General features: G+C 43.7%; 14 protein-coding genes. 8 read left to right on the plus strand and 6 right to left on the minus strand.

The window, feature by feature from the left end:
- Positions 1-48: 48 nt before the first annotated feature.
- Both DFP79_RS02905 and DFP79_RS02910 read right to left on the minus strand, forming a co-directional pair.
- On the minus strand, positions 49-2,358 hold the full coding sequence (locus DFP79_RS02905; protein ID WP_133502455.1) for an FdhF/YdeP family oxidoreductase: 2,310 nt from the start codon (positions 2,356-2,358) through the stop codon (positions 49-51).
- Positions 2,359-2,368: 10 nt separating this feature from the next.
- Positions 2,369-3,181 carry a formate dehydrogenase accessory sulfurtransferase FdhD gene (locus DFP79_RS02910; protein WP_133502456.1) on the minus strand — a complete coding sequence of 271 codons (813 nt, stop codon included), beginning with the start codon at positions 3,179-3,181 and terminating at the stop codon, positions 2,369-2,371.
- A 354-nt stretch (positions 3,182-3,535) separates the two neighbouring features.
- Between DFP79_RS02910 and DFP79_RS02915 the strand changes: the two genes are divergently transcribed.
- The gene (locus DFP79_RS02915; RefSeq protein ID WP_243730199.1) at positions 3,536-4,897 is read left to right on the plus strand and encodes a peptidoglycan DD-metalloendopeptidase family protein; all 1,362 of its coding nucleotides are present in this window, start codon (positions 3,536-3,538) and stop codon (positions 4,895-4,897) included.
- Between the two features lie 284 nt (positions 4,898-5,181).
- Here the strand turns inward: DFP79_RS02915 and hisA are convergent, their stop codons facing one another.
- The gene (gene hisA, locus DFP79_RS02920) at positions 5,182-5,961 is read right to left on the minus strand and encodes a phosphoribosylformimino-5-aminoimidazole carboxamide ribotide isomerase (RefSeq protein ID WP_133502457.1); all 780 of its coding nucleotides are present in this window, start codon (positions 5,959-5,961) and stop codon (positions 5,182-5,184) included.
- Between the two features lie 358 nt (positions 5,962-6,319).
- Between hisA and DFP79_RS02925 the strand changes: the two genes are divergently transcribed.
- Positions 6,320-8,011, plus strand: a complete 1,692-nt coding sequence (locus DFP79_RS02925; RefSeq protein WP_133502458.1) for a methyl-accepting chemotaxis protein — start codon at positions 6,320-6,322, stop codon at positions 8,009-8,011.
- A 150-nt stretch (positions 8,012-8,161) separates the two neighbouring features.
- Here the strand turns inward: DFP79_RS02925 and DFP79_RS02930 are convergent, their stop codons facing one another.
- From DFP79_RS02930 to folX, 3 genes are read right to left on the minus strand one after another with little or no spacing between them, the layout of a single operon-like run.
- Entirely contained in the window at positions 8,162-8,989 is an 828-nt protein-coding gene (locus DFP79_RS02930) for a CsiV family protein (protein ID WP_166637626.1), read from the minus strand.
- The gene (gene mfd, locus DFP79_RS02935; RefSeq protein WP_133502460.1) at positions 8,986-12,396 is read right to left on the minus strand and encodes a transcription-repair coupling factor; all 3,411 of its coding nucleotides are present in this window, start codon (positions 12,394-12,396) and stop codon (positions 8,986-8,988) included. Before mfd ends, DFP79_RS02930 begins: the two co-directional genes overlap by 4 nt.
- Before the next feature lie 3 nt (positions 12,397-12,399).
- A complete protein-coding gene (folX, locus tag DFP79_RS02940; RefSeq protein WP_133502461.1) occupies positions 12,400-12,768 on the minus strand; it encodes a dihydroneopterin triphosphate 2'-epimerase in 369 nt (122 codons plus the stop codon).
- A 454-nt stretch (positions 12,769-13,222) separates the two neighbouring features.
- Between folX and DFP79_RS02945 the strand changes: the two genes are divergently transcribed.
- The 6 genes from DFP79_RS02945 to nqrF are packed head-to-tail and all read left to right on the plus strand — an operon-like array spanning position 13,223 to position 19,092.
- Positions 13,223-14,560, plus strand: coding sequence for a Na(+)-translocating NADH-quinone reductase subunit A (locus DFP79_RS02945; RefSeq protein ID WP_133502462.1), 1,338 nt, complete (start codon positions 13,223-13,225; stop codon positions 14,558-14,560).
- 3 nt (positions 14,561-14,563) lie between these two features.
- A complete protein-coding gene (locus DFP79_RS02950; RefSeq protein ID WP_133502463.1) occupies positions 14,564-15,760 on the plus strand; it encodes an NADH:ubiquinone reductase (Na(+)-transporting) subunit B in 1,197 nt (398 codons plus the stop codon).
- A complete protein-coding gene (locus DFP79_RS02955) occupies positions 15,753-16,550 on the plus strand; it encodes a Na(+)-translocating NADH-quinone reductase subunit C (RefSeq protein ID WP_133502464.1) in 798 nt (265 codons plus the stop codon). Before DFP79_RS02950 ends, DFP79_RS02955 begins: the two co-directional genes overlap by 8 nt.
- Before the next feature lie 2 nt (positions 16,551-16,552).
- A complete protein-coding gene (locus DFP79_RS02960; RefSeq protein ID WP_133502465.1) occupies positions 16,553-17,215 on the plus strand; it encodes an NADH:ubiquinone reductase (Na(+)-transporting) subunit D in 663 nt (220 codons plus the stop codon).
- Complete coding sequence (gene nqrE / locus DFP79_RS02965) at positions 17,215-17,823, plus strand: NADH:ubiquinone reductase (Na(+)-transporting) subunit E (protein WP_133502466.1); 609 nt, start codon at positions 17,215-17,217, stop codon at positions 17,821-17,823. The genes DFP79_RS02960 and nqrE overlap by 1 nt, the downstream gene beginning before the upstream one ends.
- Positions 17,824-17,865: 42 nt before the next feature.
- Entirely contained in the window at positions 17,866-19,092 is a 1,227-nt protein-coding gene (gene nqrF / locus DFP79_RS02970) for an NADH:ubiquinone reductase (Na(+)-transporting) subunit F (RefSeq protein WP_133502467.1), read from the plus strand.
- Positions 19,093-19,141: the final 49 nt, after the last annotated feature.

Raw genomic sequence — 19,141 nt, forward strand, 5'->3', positions numbered from 1 at the left:
CTCGTAGGCAGTGTTAGTGAGATACTTGTAAGTACTTATTCCGGCTTTTTAAGTAGATTGAATGCTAATGTTCATTGAGTCGGAAGCTGTCAGTTCCACCGCAATACTTTTAGATGTAGGTGTAAAGCTGTAGTCCCCTAAACTGTCCAATGGCACTAATGGGTTTGTTTCTGGATAATACGCAGCAATGTTCCCAACAGGAATGTCGTAGGGGATCACTTTAAAATGTGGTGCTGTGCGGGTTTTGTCGTCATCCCATAGACTGGTTAAGTCTACAAGCTGTTTACTCTTAAATCCTAAACGCTCTATATCAGCCGGATTCATGAACAATACTCTCCGCTCTCCTTTGATACCTCGATAGCGATCGTTCAAACCGTATATGGTGGTATTGTATTGATCGTGCGATCTTAACGTTTGAAGTACCAGTGTTTTGTCTGTGAGCTTCGATCTGGCTTTTTTATGTACGATGCTTTCCGGTAAGGTATGCGCATGAATAAGAATGGATTTACTTGGTGTGTTCCACTTTCGATCACGTGCACTGTTTCCTAAATAGAACCCACCGGGTGTTTTTAAGCGCTCATTAAAATCAGAAAACGCCGGAATCACCTGTGCAATGTCATTACGAATATCATCGTAATTTTCTACTTTTTTCATCCAATCTATTGGGTGCTTTCCAAGTGTTGCTTGCGCCAGTAGGGCGATAATGAACGGCTCCGATTTTTGTTGTTCACTTAACGGTGTTACAACACCACCAGACGAATGTACCATGCTAAAGGAATCTTCGACTGACACTTTTTGTGGTCCGCTTGATTGTGTGTCAATGTCGGTACGACCAAGGCAAGGAAGGATATAGCTGTTTGCGCAAGTAACAAGATGGGAGCGATTCAGCTTTGTACTGATCTGAACGTTAAGGTCGCAATTAGAGAGCGCTTCGTAGGTTTGTTCTGTATCGGGTGTTGCGGCGGCAAAATTGCCACCCAGTGCGATAAAGGCTTTAACATGCCCTTCTAACATCGCTTGAATTGTCGGCACAACTGCGAGCCCATGTTCCCGAGGAGGGGTGAAATTAAAGTGAGACTGCAGCGAGTCTAGAAACGCATCAGCAGGGCGTTCATTGATGCCCATCGTCCGGTCCCCTTGGACATTACTGTGTCCACGCACTGGGCATGCGCCAGCGCCTACTTTTCCTATGTTGCCTCGTAGACTTAAAAAGTTAACGATTTCATGAATGGTGGCAACCGAGTGTGTATGTTGTGTTATGCCCATCGCCCAAGTACAAATCACTTTATCGCTGTTGCAATACACATTCGCGGCGTGTTGCAATTCCTCTAAAGTGAGGCCTGACTGTTCGGTAATATGACTCCAACTGGTCGATCGAACTTGGCATAAGTATTGATTAACCCCTTGTGTATGCTCATTGATAAATGACCAATCTAGAACGCTTTCTCCTTGGTCTTCCATTTCAAGCATGAGTTTGACGATGCCGCGAATTGCCGCCATATCACCACCAATTTTCGGAGTGAAATAGGCCGTGTTTAACGGTTTCGAGCCATTAGTGAGCATCTCGACCGGGTTTTGAGGATGTTGGAACCGTTCTAGCCCTCGTTCACGTAGGGTGTTGAACGTTAATACCTGAGCGCCTCTTTCGACAACCTCTCTCAGTGTATCAAGCATCCTTGGATGATTTGTGCCGGGGTTTTGTCCAAATACAAACACAGCGTCAGCGTGCTCGAAATCTTCAATTGTTGTCGTTCCCTTACCAATCCCTATGCTTCCTGTTAATGCATAGCCACTTGCTTCGTGACACATGTTTGAACAATCAGGAAAGTTATTTGTGCCGTAGGCTCTAACGAATAACTGATAAAGAAACGCCGCTTCGTTGCTGGCTCTGCCAGATGTATAGAATGCCGCTTCATTCGGAGAGTCGAGCGACTTCAGCTTGGAGGCAATTTGGTTGCAGGCTTCTTGCCAGCTGATGGGTTCGTAGTGATCACTTTTTGGGTTGTAACGCATGGGCTCAGTCAGGCGCCCTTGATACTCTAAAAAGTAATCAGACTGCTCTTTAAGCCATGACACGCTGTATTTTTCAAAAAAAGATCGGTCAACAACGCGGCTCGTTGCTTCCCAGTTAACCGCCTTGGCACCGTTTTCACAAAACCGAATACGAGAAGGATCGTGTTTTTCGCCCCATGCGCAGCCGGGGCAATCGAAACCGTGTGGCTGATTCGTTTTTAAAAGCGTATTGATGTTGCGAACCGCATTGTCGCTTTGAAGAAGGTGTTTCGTTGTACTTTGAAGCGCACCCCAGCCACCAGCAGGACCGTTGTAAGATTCAACCGTATCGTCTTTCTTGCTCATTATTATTTTCCTATGCGTAGACGCGCGGAAGGTCGACTTTAGGTATATGTACGACGTTTATGCCCGCGTGTTTTGCCATTTCTACTGCTAGGCTACTGGGTGACGCTAGGTGAATTAACCCCGCCAAATTAGCTCGTGCAGCTTTTTGTACTAGTTCTGCGCTGCATCGGCTTGTCATGATGCAGAAGCAATGATCAATCGTTTTACGTTGTATTAGCTGTTTGCCTATCGCTTTATCCAATGCATTATGTCGACCTATATCTTCTGCGGTGCATTCCACGTCACCTTTTTCGTTTAGAACTACTGCTCCGTGTATTCCTCCAATTGTTTTACCTAATTCTTGATAGCGTTCCATGATGCTTCGAGCGGTGTTAAGAAACATCGTATCTAATTCTGCTATGGACTTTGGTTTTTTGTCTTTCCTGCGTTCAATATTTGGAAAGGCCAAATCCAAAGATTCTATGCCGCAAATACCACAGCCTGTTTTACCAAGCCTGCTTCTATGTTGATGTTTAAATTGAGACAGTTTTCTGCCTATTAGCGCAACGTTCGCTAATAGGCCCGTTGAGTTTATATTTGGTATCTGTGTTTTTGAGATTGTTAAATCTTTAATTTCACTAAAACTGTCGATGATGTTTTCTGTAAATAGAAAACCAACAATGAATGCTTCGATGTCTACGGGGGTGATCATCATAACGGCATAATTGATTTCATCGATCGAAATTGCGACGGGGGTTTCGTTAATGATCGTACTGTTTTGCTGTTTTCCATCGGAAGTGGCGAAATCAGTAATGTGTGTCGCATTTACATTTGCCAGTGTCATAGTGATTGGTCAGATATTAATTTTAGTTAAGGAGTCGCAAGATCATTTAGGCATTAATGCGAAACACGGAATGTTTTTGCCGATTGATTGCGAGTCTATGTGTTCAAAAAGCACCCAGCATAGGCCATTATTTTTAATAATGCAGGCTTTTCTGCTTTTTTTTGTTGAAAAGGACATGAGTCTGATCATCATTTTGATATTTAGTCTTGTGCTTCTGCGTACCTTCGATAGACTGTCCAATTTAATTTACCGTAAAGAGTTTAAGAAGTACCTAGTATGTCGCGTATACAGAGAAGGTCTGGATGGTTGCCGTCGGGCCCTCGCCTTTGGATAATTATTATAGTATCGGTATTTGTGCTCTTTTTGAGCATTTATGAAGGCCTTGTCTCTGACGATTCTAGAGAGCAAGAGTACGATGCTTTGCCTACTAATCAAATAAGTCTAGCACCTATCGAAGGGACCATTCCTGAGCCTCCCAAAATAGCCATACACAGCATTCCTAGTATTACAGATGGCGCAAAGGAATCGGATGATGGCTTAAATGTCGATCCTGGTGTTGATCCTTCAGATACAGGCTCTAACTCCATACTGCCCGATATTAAAGTCGTTGATCCTTTGGAAAGCGTTCGAAAAGACATTGCTAAGCCAAGCCTGATTGAGCATACGATTGTGTCGGGTGATACATTAGAAGCGATCTTTCAGAAGTATGGCATTGCCATTAATACCTTGTATAACATCCTTGAAGCAGATCAAGAATATCTGGTGCTCGAACCTTTGAAGGTTGGGGATCGGCTTCGTTTCGATATGGACACTGAGAATGAGCTGGCGCGATTGTCTCGTCGAATAGATCCTAGCAAAACAATAGCTTATGAGCGTCACGATAACGGAGGCTTTGTATACAAGGAAGAGCTTAAAGAAATCAATTGGAGCCATGAGGCATTGCACGGCACGATAAAAGGAAGTTTTTATCTTTCTGCTAAGCGCTCAGGATTGACCGATGGCAACGTAATGGTTATTAGCGAATTGCTAAAAAATCGCTTTGATTTTCGTCGCGATTTACGTGCTGGCGATACATTCGATGCCGTTTTTAAGCAGGGAGATGTGGGAGGAGAGCTTGTTGGCGGACGTCAGCTAGAAGCGGTTCGCATTAAGGTGCGCGGCAACTACTATCAAGCCTTTCTACATAATGATGGACGCTACTACGATGAGAAAGCGCATAGCCTAACGCCCGCATTGCGACGTTGGCCTACCGCTCAAAAGTACCGAATTACGTCCAAATTTAATCCAAATCGTCGACATCCAGTGACAGGTCGACGCTCGCCGCATAATGGTACTGATATAGGTACGCCAAATCGAACCAAGGTGCTTGCAACGGGCGATGGTATTGTGACTAGAACGGCAAATCATCGATATGCGGGTAAATACGTTGTTATCGATAATATTGGTAAGTACAGTACGCGTTTCTTACATTTGAGCAAGATTCTTGTTCGTCGCGGCCAGCGTGTAAAACGAGGTCAGGTTATTGCTCTTTCCGGCAGCACTGGGCGTGTTACAGGGCCTCATCTGCATTATGAACTGCATGTAAACGGACGTCCTGTTAACCCAATGACGGCGAGAATACCAACGATGCAGTCTATCTCTAAAAAAGAGCGTTCAGAGTTTGATAAACATGTTGTGACTTGGACAAACATGATGGATGCGACGGATAGTTTATAGCTCTCTTAGGCTGGATATCAGTAGGTAAAACGGTGTGAGAGCATACAGATGAACCTATAGTGCGAAGACAAAGGTTTTAAAGATAAAGTTTTATTTAAATGGAACTTAGTTAAAGGTGAAGGGTCTGACTATTTGTATTTAAGAGTATTTTAAGTGAACTCCCCTTTGCCGTTAGGCTTCAATTGCCAGCCCTTTAGTTTTATTGGGCTGGCTTTTTTTTGTCTCAAAAGAGGTAGAAACGAACGAAAAGTGGCGCTAAAAAGATACGTTGCTGTTTCGTGAGATTATGCGGGTACGAGAGCGTTGCTTTTGTTCCAAGCTATGCATTCTTCCAACGTGACACCAGAGCCGCCAAATATGTCTAATGCGCTTCCAATCGTCAAATCAACGTTACCATCAGAAAGCGTTTGAACCTTGCTAAGATCGTCGAGAGAACGGGCGCCGCCAGCATAGGTTGCGTTAACGGGACTGAATTTGCCAATTAGGTTGACTAAATCTTCATCTATGCCAGCTTGCAAACCTTCTACGTCAGCCGCGTGAATTAGAAACTCATCACAATGCTGCGCAAATTCATAAAGGTTCTCTTCATTGATGGCGGTAGATGTGATTGTTTGCCAGCGATCAGTGGCGATATACCAGCCGTCGTGTGCTCGTCGACAGCTTAAGTCAAGAACGAGACGATCAACACCGGTTTCGCGTTTGATCTTGTCTAGACGATCCCAAGAGAATTCGCCGTTTTTAAATAGATAAGAGGTAACAATGACGTGAGACGCGCCTGCCTTTAGATATTCTGTGGCATTCTTTGCGGTGACTCCTCCACCATATTGCAGCCCATTTGGGTAGGTGCGCAATGCGCAGATAGCCTGTTCGTGGTTCTTCTTATCTTTCCCTAGGGCTATGACGTGTCCGCCTTGTAATCCATGAGCTTTATACAGATCCGCATAGTATTCTGCGTCATGTTGGCTGATGAAGTTCTCTGTAGCTCCGCTATCATTTAAGCTACCGCCGACGATTTGTTTCACCATGCCTTGGTGTAAATCGATGCAGGGTCTAAATTGTGTCACAGTTACTCCGTATGAGCGTGTCATTTTTAATAAAGGTAATCGGTAATTGTAAAACGGAACCTCTATAAAACAAATCATATTTTAAAATAACACAAACCTCGGACCTAACGTGCATCGCCATCAATGTAAACAAAAAGGAGGTGCTGTGTATCAAAACGTCACAAAAGGCACACACATTCCAACGGTAATGTAATAGGAAATGAGTCACTATTCGTAGTTAGAATAGTTTAGTAAGTTTCTATGGTTTCAGTTGGAAAAACTAATGTATCTTAAATACTTGTTTTACAATAAAGTGTTTTAGTGGGTCATAGAAATCAAACGCAGTAACGTATTTTTTATAGTGGTTTAGGGGAGAGTTATGTCGAGATTAAAGATATCTCAAAAGCTTATTTTGATGAGTGTCATTCAGCTTGTACTGCTGATTGCGGTAGGGGTGTTTGCAATCTCTCAAATGGCGAAAATAGGAGATGAGATAAAGGAAGTTGCGCATGATCATTTGCCGTTGACTAAAACGCTTTCGCTAGTCACTGAGCATCAGCTTCAGAATGCCGTAGCGATTGAGAAAGTGATATCGCACGCGTTATTAGATCAGGTAAAGGGTAAAGGTATCTCGGCTGAATCGCAGGATCTGATCAATAAACTAAATAAAAATATGAAGAAGCTTCATGACGAGATTGTCGCTGCTGAGCACACTATTATTCAGCTCTCAAATGACGTGCATTCTGTCGAGGCGAAAAAAGAGTATCAGCATGTTCTTTCTGAATACAAGCTCGTAGAGAATGAATACTTTGAGATTGAGGAGTTAGTCTCAGTGTTCTTGCAGCATATTACGGACAGTGGGATAGAAAGTGCCTTAGATGAAATTGCGATGATTGAGCACGCAAATGAGACGCTTGATGAGCATATCATTGAGGTCTTAAATGAGGTTCAGCAATTTTCAATTAATTCTGTAAATACGGCCTATCAAGATGAGCAAAATGCCGTTCGGGTTATTGTCATTGCACTTGTCGTCTCTGTTTTAATAGGTTTGATGATTACTTACTCTGTGGGTGTATCGATTCTTCGTCCTATTAAAAAGTTGTTAGCGAGATTGGAAGACCTTGTTTCGGGTGAAGGTGACCTTACAATGCGAATGAACTTATCTACTAAAGATGAGTTAGGAGATGTCGCAAATAAGCTGGATCTCTTTTTGAGTAAGCTTCACGGCATTATCCTGAACGTTGCGAAATCTTCTGGTTCATTAAATGAAAGTTCGCAGTCTGCCGTTGGAGTGATAAAAAATACGCTCGACGGTGTAGAGAAGCAGAAAACAGAAACTGAAGTTGTAGCAAGTGCGATTGAGCAAATGAGCATCGCAACGAGTGAAGTGGCACGCAGCACCATGGAGGCGTCTGATGTTGCCGAAAATGTGCGAGATTTAGTGACGAAAGGTAAATCTGCCGCGGAAGAAAATCAGAGAATCACGACTCAGTTGTCGGCTGAAGTTCAAGATACATCTGACAGCATTAATAAGTTGGTTAAAGAAACGGATAATATCGGCGCTGTTCTGGATACTATTCAAGGTATTGCGGAGCAAACGAACTTGCTTGCATTGAATGCTGCAATTGAGGCCGCAAGGGCAGGAGAGTCTGGGCGTGGTTTTGCAGTGGTTGCAGACGAGGTTCGTTCATTGGCTCAGAGAACACAAACGTCAACGGTCGATATTCAGAACTTAGTTGAAAACTTGCAAAAAGGGGCTGAAGATGCAATGTCCCGAATGAACAAAGGTGTAGAAATTACTCAGCATTGTTTGGAAATTGGGCGCGAGACGGCTGACCAATTTGATAATGCCGTTCATGCTGTAAATGAAATTGCAGACTTGAACAATCAAATCGCCGCAGCGGCTGAAGAGCAATCTACGGTATCTAGCCAGATTCAGGGTAACGTTGAAAATATCAATCAAATTGCCCAAGAAACAAGCGGTGATGCTAAATCGGTTGCCAAGGCGAATCAAAATATCACTGGCAATATTGATAGCTTAAATGCTGATTTGAGTCACTTCAAAGTGTAGAAATGTTCTATCTGTCACTCTGCTTGCTTTAGAAATTTAAGTGGGACGAAGGGATAGATAGTTTTAAATAAAAACAAAAAACGGCCTTTTCAATGAAAGGCCGTTTTTTTTGTGGTTTGCTCATGGAGTATCTAAAGTTTTGAGCGGCAGTTATTCCAATTCACTTGATGTTAAGTCTTCTTGTGTTTTGTTTTCACCTAAATCTGGTGTAAATGATTCGAGCGCTTTCTGTTCGATTGCTTCTTCTAGATCCATCGGAACAAAATACAGCAGTGTTCCGATAATAGGATGATCCAAATAATTGATTTTTTTGCTGGCTGTTTTGTTATTGAGCGTAAGGTTGAGAACCTGAATGGGTCGTAACGGGATGATGCTTTGCGCAGACGGAAGGCCTACTAAAGTGGTTTGCTCGTTCTGGGCAGAGTCTAATGGAGCGCTTTTGTTTTCTTCGGACGCACTTTTATCCTCTTCTGAAGCCTCACTATTTTCTAGGGTAGAAAATAAATAATGCTGGTAGTTTAATTCCGTCTCTAAATAGCGACCCAACTTAACTGAAATGTCGCCATTGAGGTCAACGTATCCGTTTGCATCGATTGTGCTGTGAAAGGTTTCATGATGCGTGAAACCCGCTTCAGGGAAGATAAATGTCCACTTTTCGTTCGAGAGTACTTTTGCGTGTCGCCCTACCTTTTTATTGAACCCATCAAATGCGTTGAAAAGTGGTTCAATGGTTGCTGGACGTGTTGTGCTTTCTTCGATGTTCAGCTCTGGAGGGTCGTACGACACGATGTTCGTACTGTTTTTTATATCCTCATAGGTGACTTCTTCACTGCTTGTGCCTTTGGGCCATTCAAAGGTAAGTAAGTAGGCTTGGTAGGCACGCGCCTTTTCTGGATCTATGCTCGCTAAGTCTATCTCGGTTGCATAGGTGTACGCCGAGAACGTACTTGATAAGAGGATTAGCTTTGCGAGTTTCAATGTAGTAGTTCCAAAGTTTTGTGGGTTTGTTGGAATCGGTCGTCGGCGCTGATCATGCTAACAACATATCTCAAGGTGTCTGAGCCAGCTAATTTATACTGATCTGGTTTTTTCTGAATAAGTTGTATTAGCTTCATTGGGTCGACGGGGGTATCTTTGCCAAAATGGATTTTCCCCTCTTTTTGGTTCGCTTCTATTTTAACTATACCGAGTTGTTCTGCTTTTAACTTTAAGTCTGTTTGTCTGAACAGATTTTTGGTCGCATCCGGTAGAAGTCCAAAGCGATCAATCATTTCGACTTGAAGTTCTTTTAACGCGTTTTCTGACTCTGCGCTGGCGATTCGTTTATACAACATAAGGCGTGTGTGTACATCGCCAAGGTAGTCGTCAGGAATCAGTGCGGGGATCCGCAAGTTGACTTCTGTTTGTGCTGGTGAGGTGATGTCGACATTCGGTGATTCCCCGTTTTTTAGGGACTTGACGGCACGATCAAGCATCTCCATAAAAAGTGAAAAACCAACATGCTCTATGTGTCCACTTTGACCTTCTCCTAACAGCTCACCTGTGCCTCGTATCTCCAAATCATGGGTGGCAAGGGTAAAACCTGCGCCGAGTGTGTCTGCCATGGTAATCGCTTCAAGTCGCTTCTCTGCATCTCCTGTAACTTTTCTGTCTGGTGGTGTGAGCAAGTAGGCATAAGCTTGATGATGTGAGCGGCCGACCCGTCCTCGAAGCTGATGGAGTTGCGCCAGACCAAACTTGTCTGCTCGGTCGATAATAATAGTATTTGCATTTGGGATATCGATACCAGTTTCGATGATGGTTGAACAGACCAAAACATTAGCGCGTTTGTGATAGAAATCGGACATGACTTGTTCCAACTCTCGTTCACGCATTTGTCCGTGCCCGACCATGACTCTTGCTTCAGGTACCAGTTCGGAAATGAATTCAGCCGTTTTCTGAATGCTTTCTACCTCATTGTGAAGGTAATAGACCTGACCGCCACGGTGGAGCTCGCGTAAAATCGCTTCTTTGACTTGGTGGTCGTCCTTTTTCTTAACAAATGTTTTGACTGACAGTCGTTTTGCGGGAGGTGTCGCGATGATCGATAAATCTCTGATCCCAGACAGTGACATGTTGAGCGTTCGCGGAATAGGTGTCGCTGTCAGTGTTAATACATCAACTTCAGCGCGTAGAGCTTTGAATTGATCTTTTTGTTTGACTCCAAATCGGTGCTCCTCATCGATTATGACAAGCCCTAAGTTTGAGAATTTGATGTCGCCTTGGATGAGTTTATGTGTGCCAACTACGATGTCAGCCTTACCCTCTTCAAGCCTCGCTATTGCTTCTTTGGATTGCTTGCCTGAGCGGAAACGAGATAGAAGCTCTATTTGTACGGGCCAGTCTGCAAAGCGGTCGCAAAAATTCTCGTAATGTTGTTGTGCAAGTAAGGTAGTCGGAACCAGTACGGCGACTTGCTTGCCGCTTTGAACGGCTAAAAAGGCAGCGCGCATTGCGACTTCTGTTTTCCCGAACCCCACGTCTCCACAGACCAGTCGGTCCATTGGCTTGCCGGTCGACATGTCTTTGATAACGGCATCGATAGCCATTTGTTGATCTGGCGTTTCCTCAAATGGGAAGCTGGCCGAAAATAGAGCATATTGATCATCGGGTTTGGAGAATGCGTAACCTGATCGCGCTTCCCTTTTTGCGTATATTTCTAGCAGTTCGGCGGCAGTGTCACGCGCTTTCTCGGCTGCTTTTTGCTTTGCTATGCTCCATTTTTCTGTACCAAGGCGGTGAAGTGGTGCGTTTTCTTCGTCGGCACCGGTGTAGCGTGAAATCAGTTGTAACGATGAAACGGGGACGTACAGTTTGGCTTCGTTGGCATATCCAAGTGTCAGTAATTCTGTTTCTTGACCGTCTATTTCGAGATTTGTAAGGCCAAGGTAGCGTCCTACGCCGTGATCGATATGCACGACCGGCGCTCCGAGACGCAATTCGGTTAAGTTTCTAATAATGGCGTCTTCGTTGACGTCTGAGTGTTTGCGTCTTCGGTGTTGTGAAACGCGCTCGCCCATTAGTTCATTTTCAGCAATAACGGCGTACGTTTCGTTGAGTATAAAACCGTGTGTTAGTGACCCTTCGGTAATTGCGAACTTTGGTAGGGTGGTGTTAAAGGTATGCCAATCCCCAATGTATTCGGGCTTTAGTTTGTGTTTGTTGAGTAATTCGATTAATGCTTCTCGTCTACCTGCGGTTTCTGCGCAAATTAGCGTAGGAATGTCGTATTTCTCTAAAAACTGAATGAAGTTTTCAAGCGGATTTTTCAGTTTGGAATTTATGGTGAGAGTGGGTAAAGTGGAGAAAGCATTGTTCTCGCCGTCGGTGTCAAAAATAACACCAACGAATGTGTTGAGCTGAGCAAACACTTCGCTCTCTTCTAAAAAGACGTCTTTGGGCGCTAATATTGGGCGCTCTATGTCGTAGTTTAGGGATTCGAAACGAGATTTTATGTCCATAAGCGACGATGCGATATGGTCATTTAATGTCTTACTCCGCACTACACACGTGTCTTTATGCAAATACTCAAAGATGCAGCTGGTTTCCTCAAAGAAGAGAGGTAAGTAATATTCAATACCTCCAGGCATTAAACCGGATGAAATATCTTGGTAAATAGGGTTTGATAAAGGGTCTATATCAAACCGTTCCCTAAAGCGTTGGCGGAAAAACTGGATGCCATTTGGTGTGGTTGGGAACTCTTTAGCGGGTAAGATTTTAATTTCGTCAACTTTGGTCGCGCTGCGCTGTGTTTCAGGATCAAAAAAGCGAAGGCTGTCTATTTCTGTGTCAAACCAATCAATCCTGATGGGGTTGTCAGCCCCCATTGGAAAAACATCCATGAGAGCGCCGCGAATAGAAAACTCGCCATGTTCTCGCACAGTATCAACATTCAGATAACCGCCATTTATCAGTCGGCTAGCAAGTGTGTCCGGCGTGACCGTTTGATTTGTTTGGACATGAAATCGCTGTGCATCGATATGGCTCTGTGGACACAGCCTAGTCATGGCAGCGTTGACAGTGGTCAGTATTATGCAAGATTGACTTTCTTGGAGCTTTGCGAGCGTTTCGAGGCGCTGAGAAATAATGTCCTGATGCGGCGAAAAAGCGTCATAAGGTAATGTTTCCCATTCGCTAAATCGTAGAATCTCTATGTCGGCTTTGGCTAAAAAGGACAGCGCATCTTCAAGGTCATTTAATTCCGAAACCGTATTCGCAATAAATAAAATAGGGCGGTTGTTGGAACGACTGAGTTCCAATAACTGGGCAGCATAAAGTTTATTTGGAGAGCCCTGAAAAATATTTTTGTAGCCAGTCGTTGTTTTGAGCTTGAAGCGGTTGTCCATAGTTTATAAATCTTTAGCGGCGGTAAGAGTAAAAGAAACGGAGTCTGCAAATCGAAGTGCGTGTGGCTTATCGATTTCTACAGAAGCTTTAGTGACTTGCTCCGGCTCCATACATATTTGCAGAATGTCGGATGTTAGCTTTTCTAAAAGCAAAAAACGGTTAGACTCAACGTGTGCAATGATCTTTTTGCAAATGGTTTTATAGTTTACAGCATGGCTCACTTCGTCGGTAGCGCAGGCTTCATTTGCTGGGTACTCAATAAGGGCGTTTATAATAACATCTTGTTTGTTGCGTCGCTCTTCGTCGTTGAACCCAATAAAGGTTCTTAAGCGAAGGTCCTTTATGCGTATTTGTGCATGACTGTTTTGCAATGCAGTGCTCCTTGAGTAAGTGGTGCCTGAGATTCAGTTTTTATGTCAGGTCTCTTTTGTGTTCATAGGGGTTATTGTCTCGGTTTTAAAATAGAGTCGCAACTGGGTCTTACGGGAAATTTTGAGGATTCTGTTTTCTTAAAATTACCGCGACAAAAACACAAGTTGATCGCTAAATGATCATCATGGTGAACCATTGGCGAATATTTCTTCATTTTACGGCGAGTAATTCGTAATTCGGTAAGAAAAATGCAAAGAAGGGTGGTAAAGAAATTGCCTTCTAGTAGTCAAGAGAACTAATGCCCTCTATAATACTCCGGTTTTTTGGTGAAGTGAGATTGTGCTTTTTTAAACGTCGCTAAGGTGTTTATACAAACCCGGTTGTTGTCCCGGAGGGGAATCTGGTTTAAAGCACGAACGCTTTGGTGTTCAATTTTATTGTTGGGCAGAACATATGTATAAAATTACAAAAGGCCTAGAACTGCCGATTAGTGGAGCTCCCAATCAAACGATTGAAGCTGCTCCTGCTGCGAAATCGGTTGCAGTTATCGGCCCTGATTTTCATGGTATGAAACCTACTATGTTGATCAAGGAAGGTGACAAGGTCAAAAAGGGTCAGGTTATCTTCACAGATAAGAAAACGGAAGGAGTGAAGTACACTGCGCCCGCTTCAGGTGTTGTTTCTACGATTAATCGTGGTGAACGTCGTGTGTTACAGTCAGTAGTGATTGATGTCGAAGGTGATGATTCAGTCGAGTTCGCTAAATATGCGGGCTCCGAATTAAGCACTTTAGATCGAAATCTTGTTGTGACTAATTTAGTAGATTCTGGGCTTTGGACTGCGTTCCGAACTCGTCCATTTTCTAAAGTCCCTGCCGTTGATACAGCGCCACGCTCTATATTTGTAACGGCAATGGATACCAACCCACTTGCTGCTGATCCAGAAGTAGTGTTAGCGGACAACGCAGAAGCCTTTGCTGATGGTCTTACGGTTCTTTCTCGTTTGACTGAAGGTAAGGTTTACTTGTGTAAAGCGCCAGGAAGTAAAGTTCCAACGACGTCTGATGTTTCGGTACAAGAGTTTGGTGGTGTTCATCCAGCAGGGCTGGCTGGTACACATATCCACTTCTTGGATCCTGTGAGCGACTCTAAAGTCGTTTGGAGTGTGAACTATCAAGATGTTGTAGCTATTGGTAAATTGTTTGTTCAGGGTGAGCTTTATACTGATCGTGTTATCTCTTTAGGCGGTCCGCAAGTTAACAACCCTCGTTTGTTGCGTACGCAACTCGGTGCAAACCTTGATCAAATTGTCGCAGGTGAGCTAAAAGAAGGTGAGAACCGTATTATTTCAGGTTCTGTTCTTTCTGGCCGCAAAGCGACAGGGCCATATTCATTTATTGGTCGTTACCACAATCAAGTTTCTGTCATTCGTGAAGGCCGCGAACGTCAAATGGTCCACTACTTGCGCCCAGGCGCAGAGAAACATTCTGTATTAAACGTTTTCTTGTCTAAACTGCTTGGTAAAACAAGTTTCGACATGACGTCTACGACGAATGGTAGTGATCGTACAATGTTGCCTTTAGGCCACTTTGAAAACTTGATGCCGATGGATATTTTGCCAACACAATTGCTACGTTCGATTGTCGTAAATGACACGGAAGTGGCGCAAAAGCTTGGTGTGCTTGAGCTGGATGAAGAAGATCTTGCTCTAATGACCTACGCGTGTTCTGGCAAATTCGAATACGGCCCAATCCTTAGAGATTGTCTAACTCTGATTGAGAAAGAGGGTTAAGTTATGGGTCTTAGAAAAATTCTTGATAAAATGGAACCTGAGTTCCATAGCGGCGGTAAATATGAAAATTGGTATGCGCTTTATGAAGCTGTAGATACTATTTTCTATCGTCCAAGCAGTGTTACAAAAACCAATGCACATGTTCGTGATGCTGTCGATATGAAGCGAATCATGATTCTTGTGTGGATGTGTACGTTTCCAGCGATGTTTTTCGGCATGTACAATATTGGTCTTCAGGCCAATACTGCGATGGATGCAATGGGCGTTGATGGCGGCGAAACATGGCGTCATGCGATCATTGGTGCGGTAACGACTTACGATGTGTCTAGTGTTTGGGATAACATGATTTATGGCGCAATGTATTTCTTACCCGTCTATCTGACTACGTTTGTCGTCGGTGGTTTCTGGGAAGTTTTGTTCGCTTCTGTGCGTAAACACGAAGTGAATGAAGGGTTCTTTGTTACGTCTATCCTATTCTCTCTTTCTTTGCCAGCGACTATTCCGCTTTGGCAGGTAGCACTTGGTATCACATTCGGTGTGGTTCTAGGTAAAGAGGTATTTGGTGGTACAGGTAAAAACTTCCTAAACCCTGCTTTGGCGGGTCGTGCTTTCCTATTCTTCGCTTACCCGGCTTCTATGTCTGGTGATGCAGTTTGGACTGCTGTTGACGGTTTCTCAGGCGCGACTATGCTTAGTCAAGCTGCAGCAGGCGGTGTAGAAGCATTAAGTGTTGCTTGGTCTGATGCGTTCTTTGGGTTTGTTCAAGGCTCAATGGGTGAAACGTCGACACTGGCTATTCTGATAGGTGGTGGTGCTTTATTGGTTATGAAGATAGCCAATTGGCGGATCGTTGCGGGCGTTATGCTGGGGATGGTTCTTACCTCATTGCTCTTTAATGCTATCGGCTCTGAATCAAATGCAATGTTTGCAACGCCTTGGTACTGGCATTTGGTCATGGGTGGTTTTGCGTTCGGCATGATGTACATGGCGACGGATCCTGTTTCAGCGTCAATGACGAACAAGGGTAAGCTTTTCTATGGCGCTTTGATCGGTGTTATGGTGGTGTTAATACGTGTTGTTAACCCTGCGTATCCTGAGGGTATGATGCTTGCTATTCTATTCGCAAACCTATTTGCTCCCTTTATAGATCACTTTGTTGTACAGGCAAATATTAAACGGAGGATTGCTCGCAATGGCTAGTGGAAACGATAGCATCAAAAAAACCATTACGGTTGCGCTTTCTCTATGTCTTGTTTGCTCAATTTTTGTTGCAGCAGCAGCGGTTGGCTTAAAGCCAATTCAGGAAGCAAACAAAGACTTGGATCGTAAACGTAATATTCTTTCAGCAGCTGGCATGCTAGATCCGAATAAATCGATTGACGAAGTGTTTTCTACTGTAGAAAAACGTTTGGTTAATTTGGATACTGGTGCTTTTGCAACTCAAGCTGAGTTGGATGCAGCGGGTTTGAATGTTGATACTTATTTGCAAAAAGCGGCTGCCGGTGATCCTGCGTTGTCTATTGCATTGAGTGGAGATAACGATCCAGCTTCCATCAAGCGTCGCGCGAAGTTTGCAACGGTTTACTTGGTTAAGGCAGGCGAATCAATTGATCGCATTATTGTCCCAGTACACGGTTACGGCCTTTGGTCTACTATGTACGGCTTTATGGCATTGGAAAATGATTTCTCAACAGTCATTGGTTTTGGCTTCTATGATCAAGCTGAAACACCTGGACTGGGTGGTGAAGTTGATAATCCAAACTGGAAAGCACAGTGGAAGGGTAAAGAGGTTTACAACGCACAAGGCGAAGCTGTAATTCACTTGGTGAAAGGTTCTGTAGACTCAGCAAATCCGGACGCAGCTCATCAAATTGATGGCTTATCTGGTGCGACTTTGACAAGCCGTGGTGTGACTAACCTTGTGAAATATTGGTTGGGTGACGATGGTTTTGGTCCTTTCCTTGCAAAACTGCGTAAAGAGGGAGTGTAAACATGTCTGATGTGAAAAAGGTTCTGTTTGGGCCTATTCTATCAAATAACCCGATTGCTCTGCAGATTCTGGGTATTTGTTCTGCATTAGCAGTAACAAGTAGTTTGAGTGTCAGTTTGGTTATGGCGATTGCGCTTACGCTTGTAACTGCGTTCTCAAACTTTTTTATCGCTATTATCCGTAACCATATTCCAAACAGTATTCGTATCATTGTTCAAATGATCATTATTGCCTCATTGGTTATTGTGGTTGATCAGGTGCTTAAAGCATTTGCTTTTGAAATCAGTAAGCAATTGTCTGTTTTCGTTGGTCTGATCATTACAAACTGTATCGTAATGGGTCGTGCTGAAGCCTATGCAATGAAAAATGGCCCAGCAATGAGCTTTTTGGACGGTATTGGTAATGGCTTAGGCTACAGTGCCATGCTAATCATTGTTGCGGTTTTCCGTGAGCTATTCGGTGCAGGTAAGTTATTCGGTGTTGAGATCTTTACTACCGTTCAAAACGGTGGTTGGTATCAGCCAAATGGCCTTATGTTACTTCCGCCAAGTGCGTTCTTTGTTATCGGTTTGGTTATTTGGGCGCTACGCGCGTACAAAACTGAGCAGGTTGAAGAGCCGGAGTTCAAAATTGCGGCTAACTCTCGAGTTCAGGAGGCACTGTAATGGAACATTTTATTAGTCTTTTTATAAAGGCGATTTTTGTTGAAAACATGGCACTTGCCTTCTTCTTGGGTATGTGTACGTTTTTGGCATTGTCTAAAAAAGTTGAAACTGCAATTGGTCTTGGTATTGCTGTAGTCGTTGTATTGGCGATTACGGTACCGCTTAACAACCTTTTGTATAAAAACCTTTTGCAAGACGGCGCTCTTGAGTGGGCAGGTTTACCTGGCGTAGATTTAAGCTTTTTGGGCTTGTTGAGCTACATCGGTGTTATTGCTGCGGTTGTTCAGATACTTGAGATGACATTAGATAAATACATGCCGGCGTTATATAACGCATTGGGTGTATTCCTGCCTTTGATTACAGTTAACTGTGCAATCATGGGTGCGTCTCTTTTCATGGTAGAACGTGACTATAACTTCAGTGAGAGTCTGGTATACGGTGTTGGTGCTGGTATTGGCTGGGCATTGGCGATTGCTGCTTTGGCAGGGATTCGCGAAAAACTGAAGTACTCTGATGTCCCTGCAGGTTTACGTGGTTTAGGTATTACCTTCATCACTGTGGGCTTGATGAGTTTGGGCTTTATGTCATTTTCTGGTGTGCAGCTTTAATGTTGCGTACTTTAGGACAACCAAGAAGAAGGTTTTACTAACATGGTCAACTTAGAAATTATTCTAGGTGTGGTGATGTTTACAGCTATCGTGCTAGCGTTGGTTGCCATTATTTTGGCTGCTCGCGCTCGCTTGGTAAGCACAGGTGACGTCACTATACGTATTAATGGCGAGAAGGAAGTAACAGCCCCAGCAGGTGGTAAGTTGCTTCAAACATTGGCGAACAGCGGTATCTTCCTATCATCAGCATGTGGTGGTGGCGGTACTTGTGCACAATGTAAATGTAAAGTAATGAGTGGTGGTGGTTCTATGCTATCCACTGAGCAATCTCACTTTACTCGCCGTGAAGAAAAGGAAGGTTTTCGTCTTTCATGTCAGGTTGCTGTTAAGCAAGATATGGATGTTGAAGTACCTGAAGAGGTCTTTGGAGTTAAGGCTTGGGAGTGTACTGTTGAGGCTAACGATAATGTTGCGACCTTTATCAAAGAGTTAACGCTTCGACTTCCTGAGGGTGAAAATGTAGATTTCCGTGCGGGTGGTTATGTTCAACTTGAAGCGCCTGCTCATACAGCAAACTACAAAGACTTTGTCATTGATGAAGAATATCGTGAGGATTGGGATAAGTTTAATCTTTGGAAATTCGTATCTAAAGTTGACGAGCCGATCATTCGTGCATACTCAATGGCTAACTATCCTGAAGAGAAGGGTATTGTTAAATTCAATATTCGTATCGCTTCGCCACCTCCAGGTAAAGATAATGTGCCACCAGGTCAAATGTCATCCTACGTGTTTAGTTTGACGCCTGGCGACAAAATCAAAGTATACGGTCCATTTGGTGAGTTTTTTGCTAAAGATACTGATGCTGAGATGGTGTTCATCGGTGGTGGTGCAGGTATGGCGCCAATGCGTTCGCATATCTTTGATCAGCTTAAGCGTCTTAACTCTTCGCGTAAAATGTCTTTCTGGTATGGTGCACGTAGTTTACGTGAAGCTTTCTATACTGAAGAATATGATATGCTTCAGGACGAAAATGAAAACTTCAAGTGGCATTTGGCTTTGTCAGACCCACTGCCAGAAGATGGTTGGGAAGGTTATACCGGTTTCATTCATAATGTACTTTATGAAAACTACCTTAAAGATCACCCAGCACCAGAAGATTGTGAGTTCTACATGTGTGGGCCTCCAATGATGAACGCTTCTGTTATCAAGATGTTAGAAGATCTCGGTGTTGAGAAAGATAATATCTTGCTAGATGACTTTGGTGGCTAACCACCTCATGCTAAGGCCCGCCAATTATGGTGGGCTTTTGTTTTAATGG

This window comes from Marinomonas balearica (genome assembly GCF_004362145.1).
In the GTDB taxonomy this organism is placed as follows: domain Bacteria; phylum Pseudomonadota; class Gammaproteobacteria; order Pseudomonadales; family Marinomonadaceae; genus Marinomonas; species Marinomonas balearica.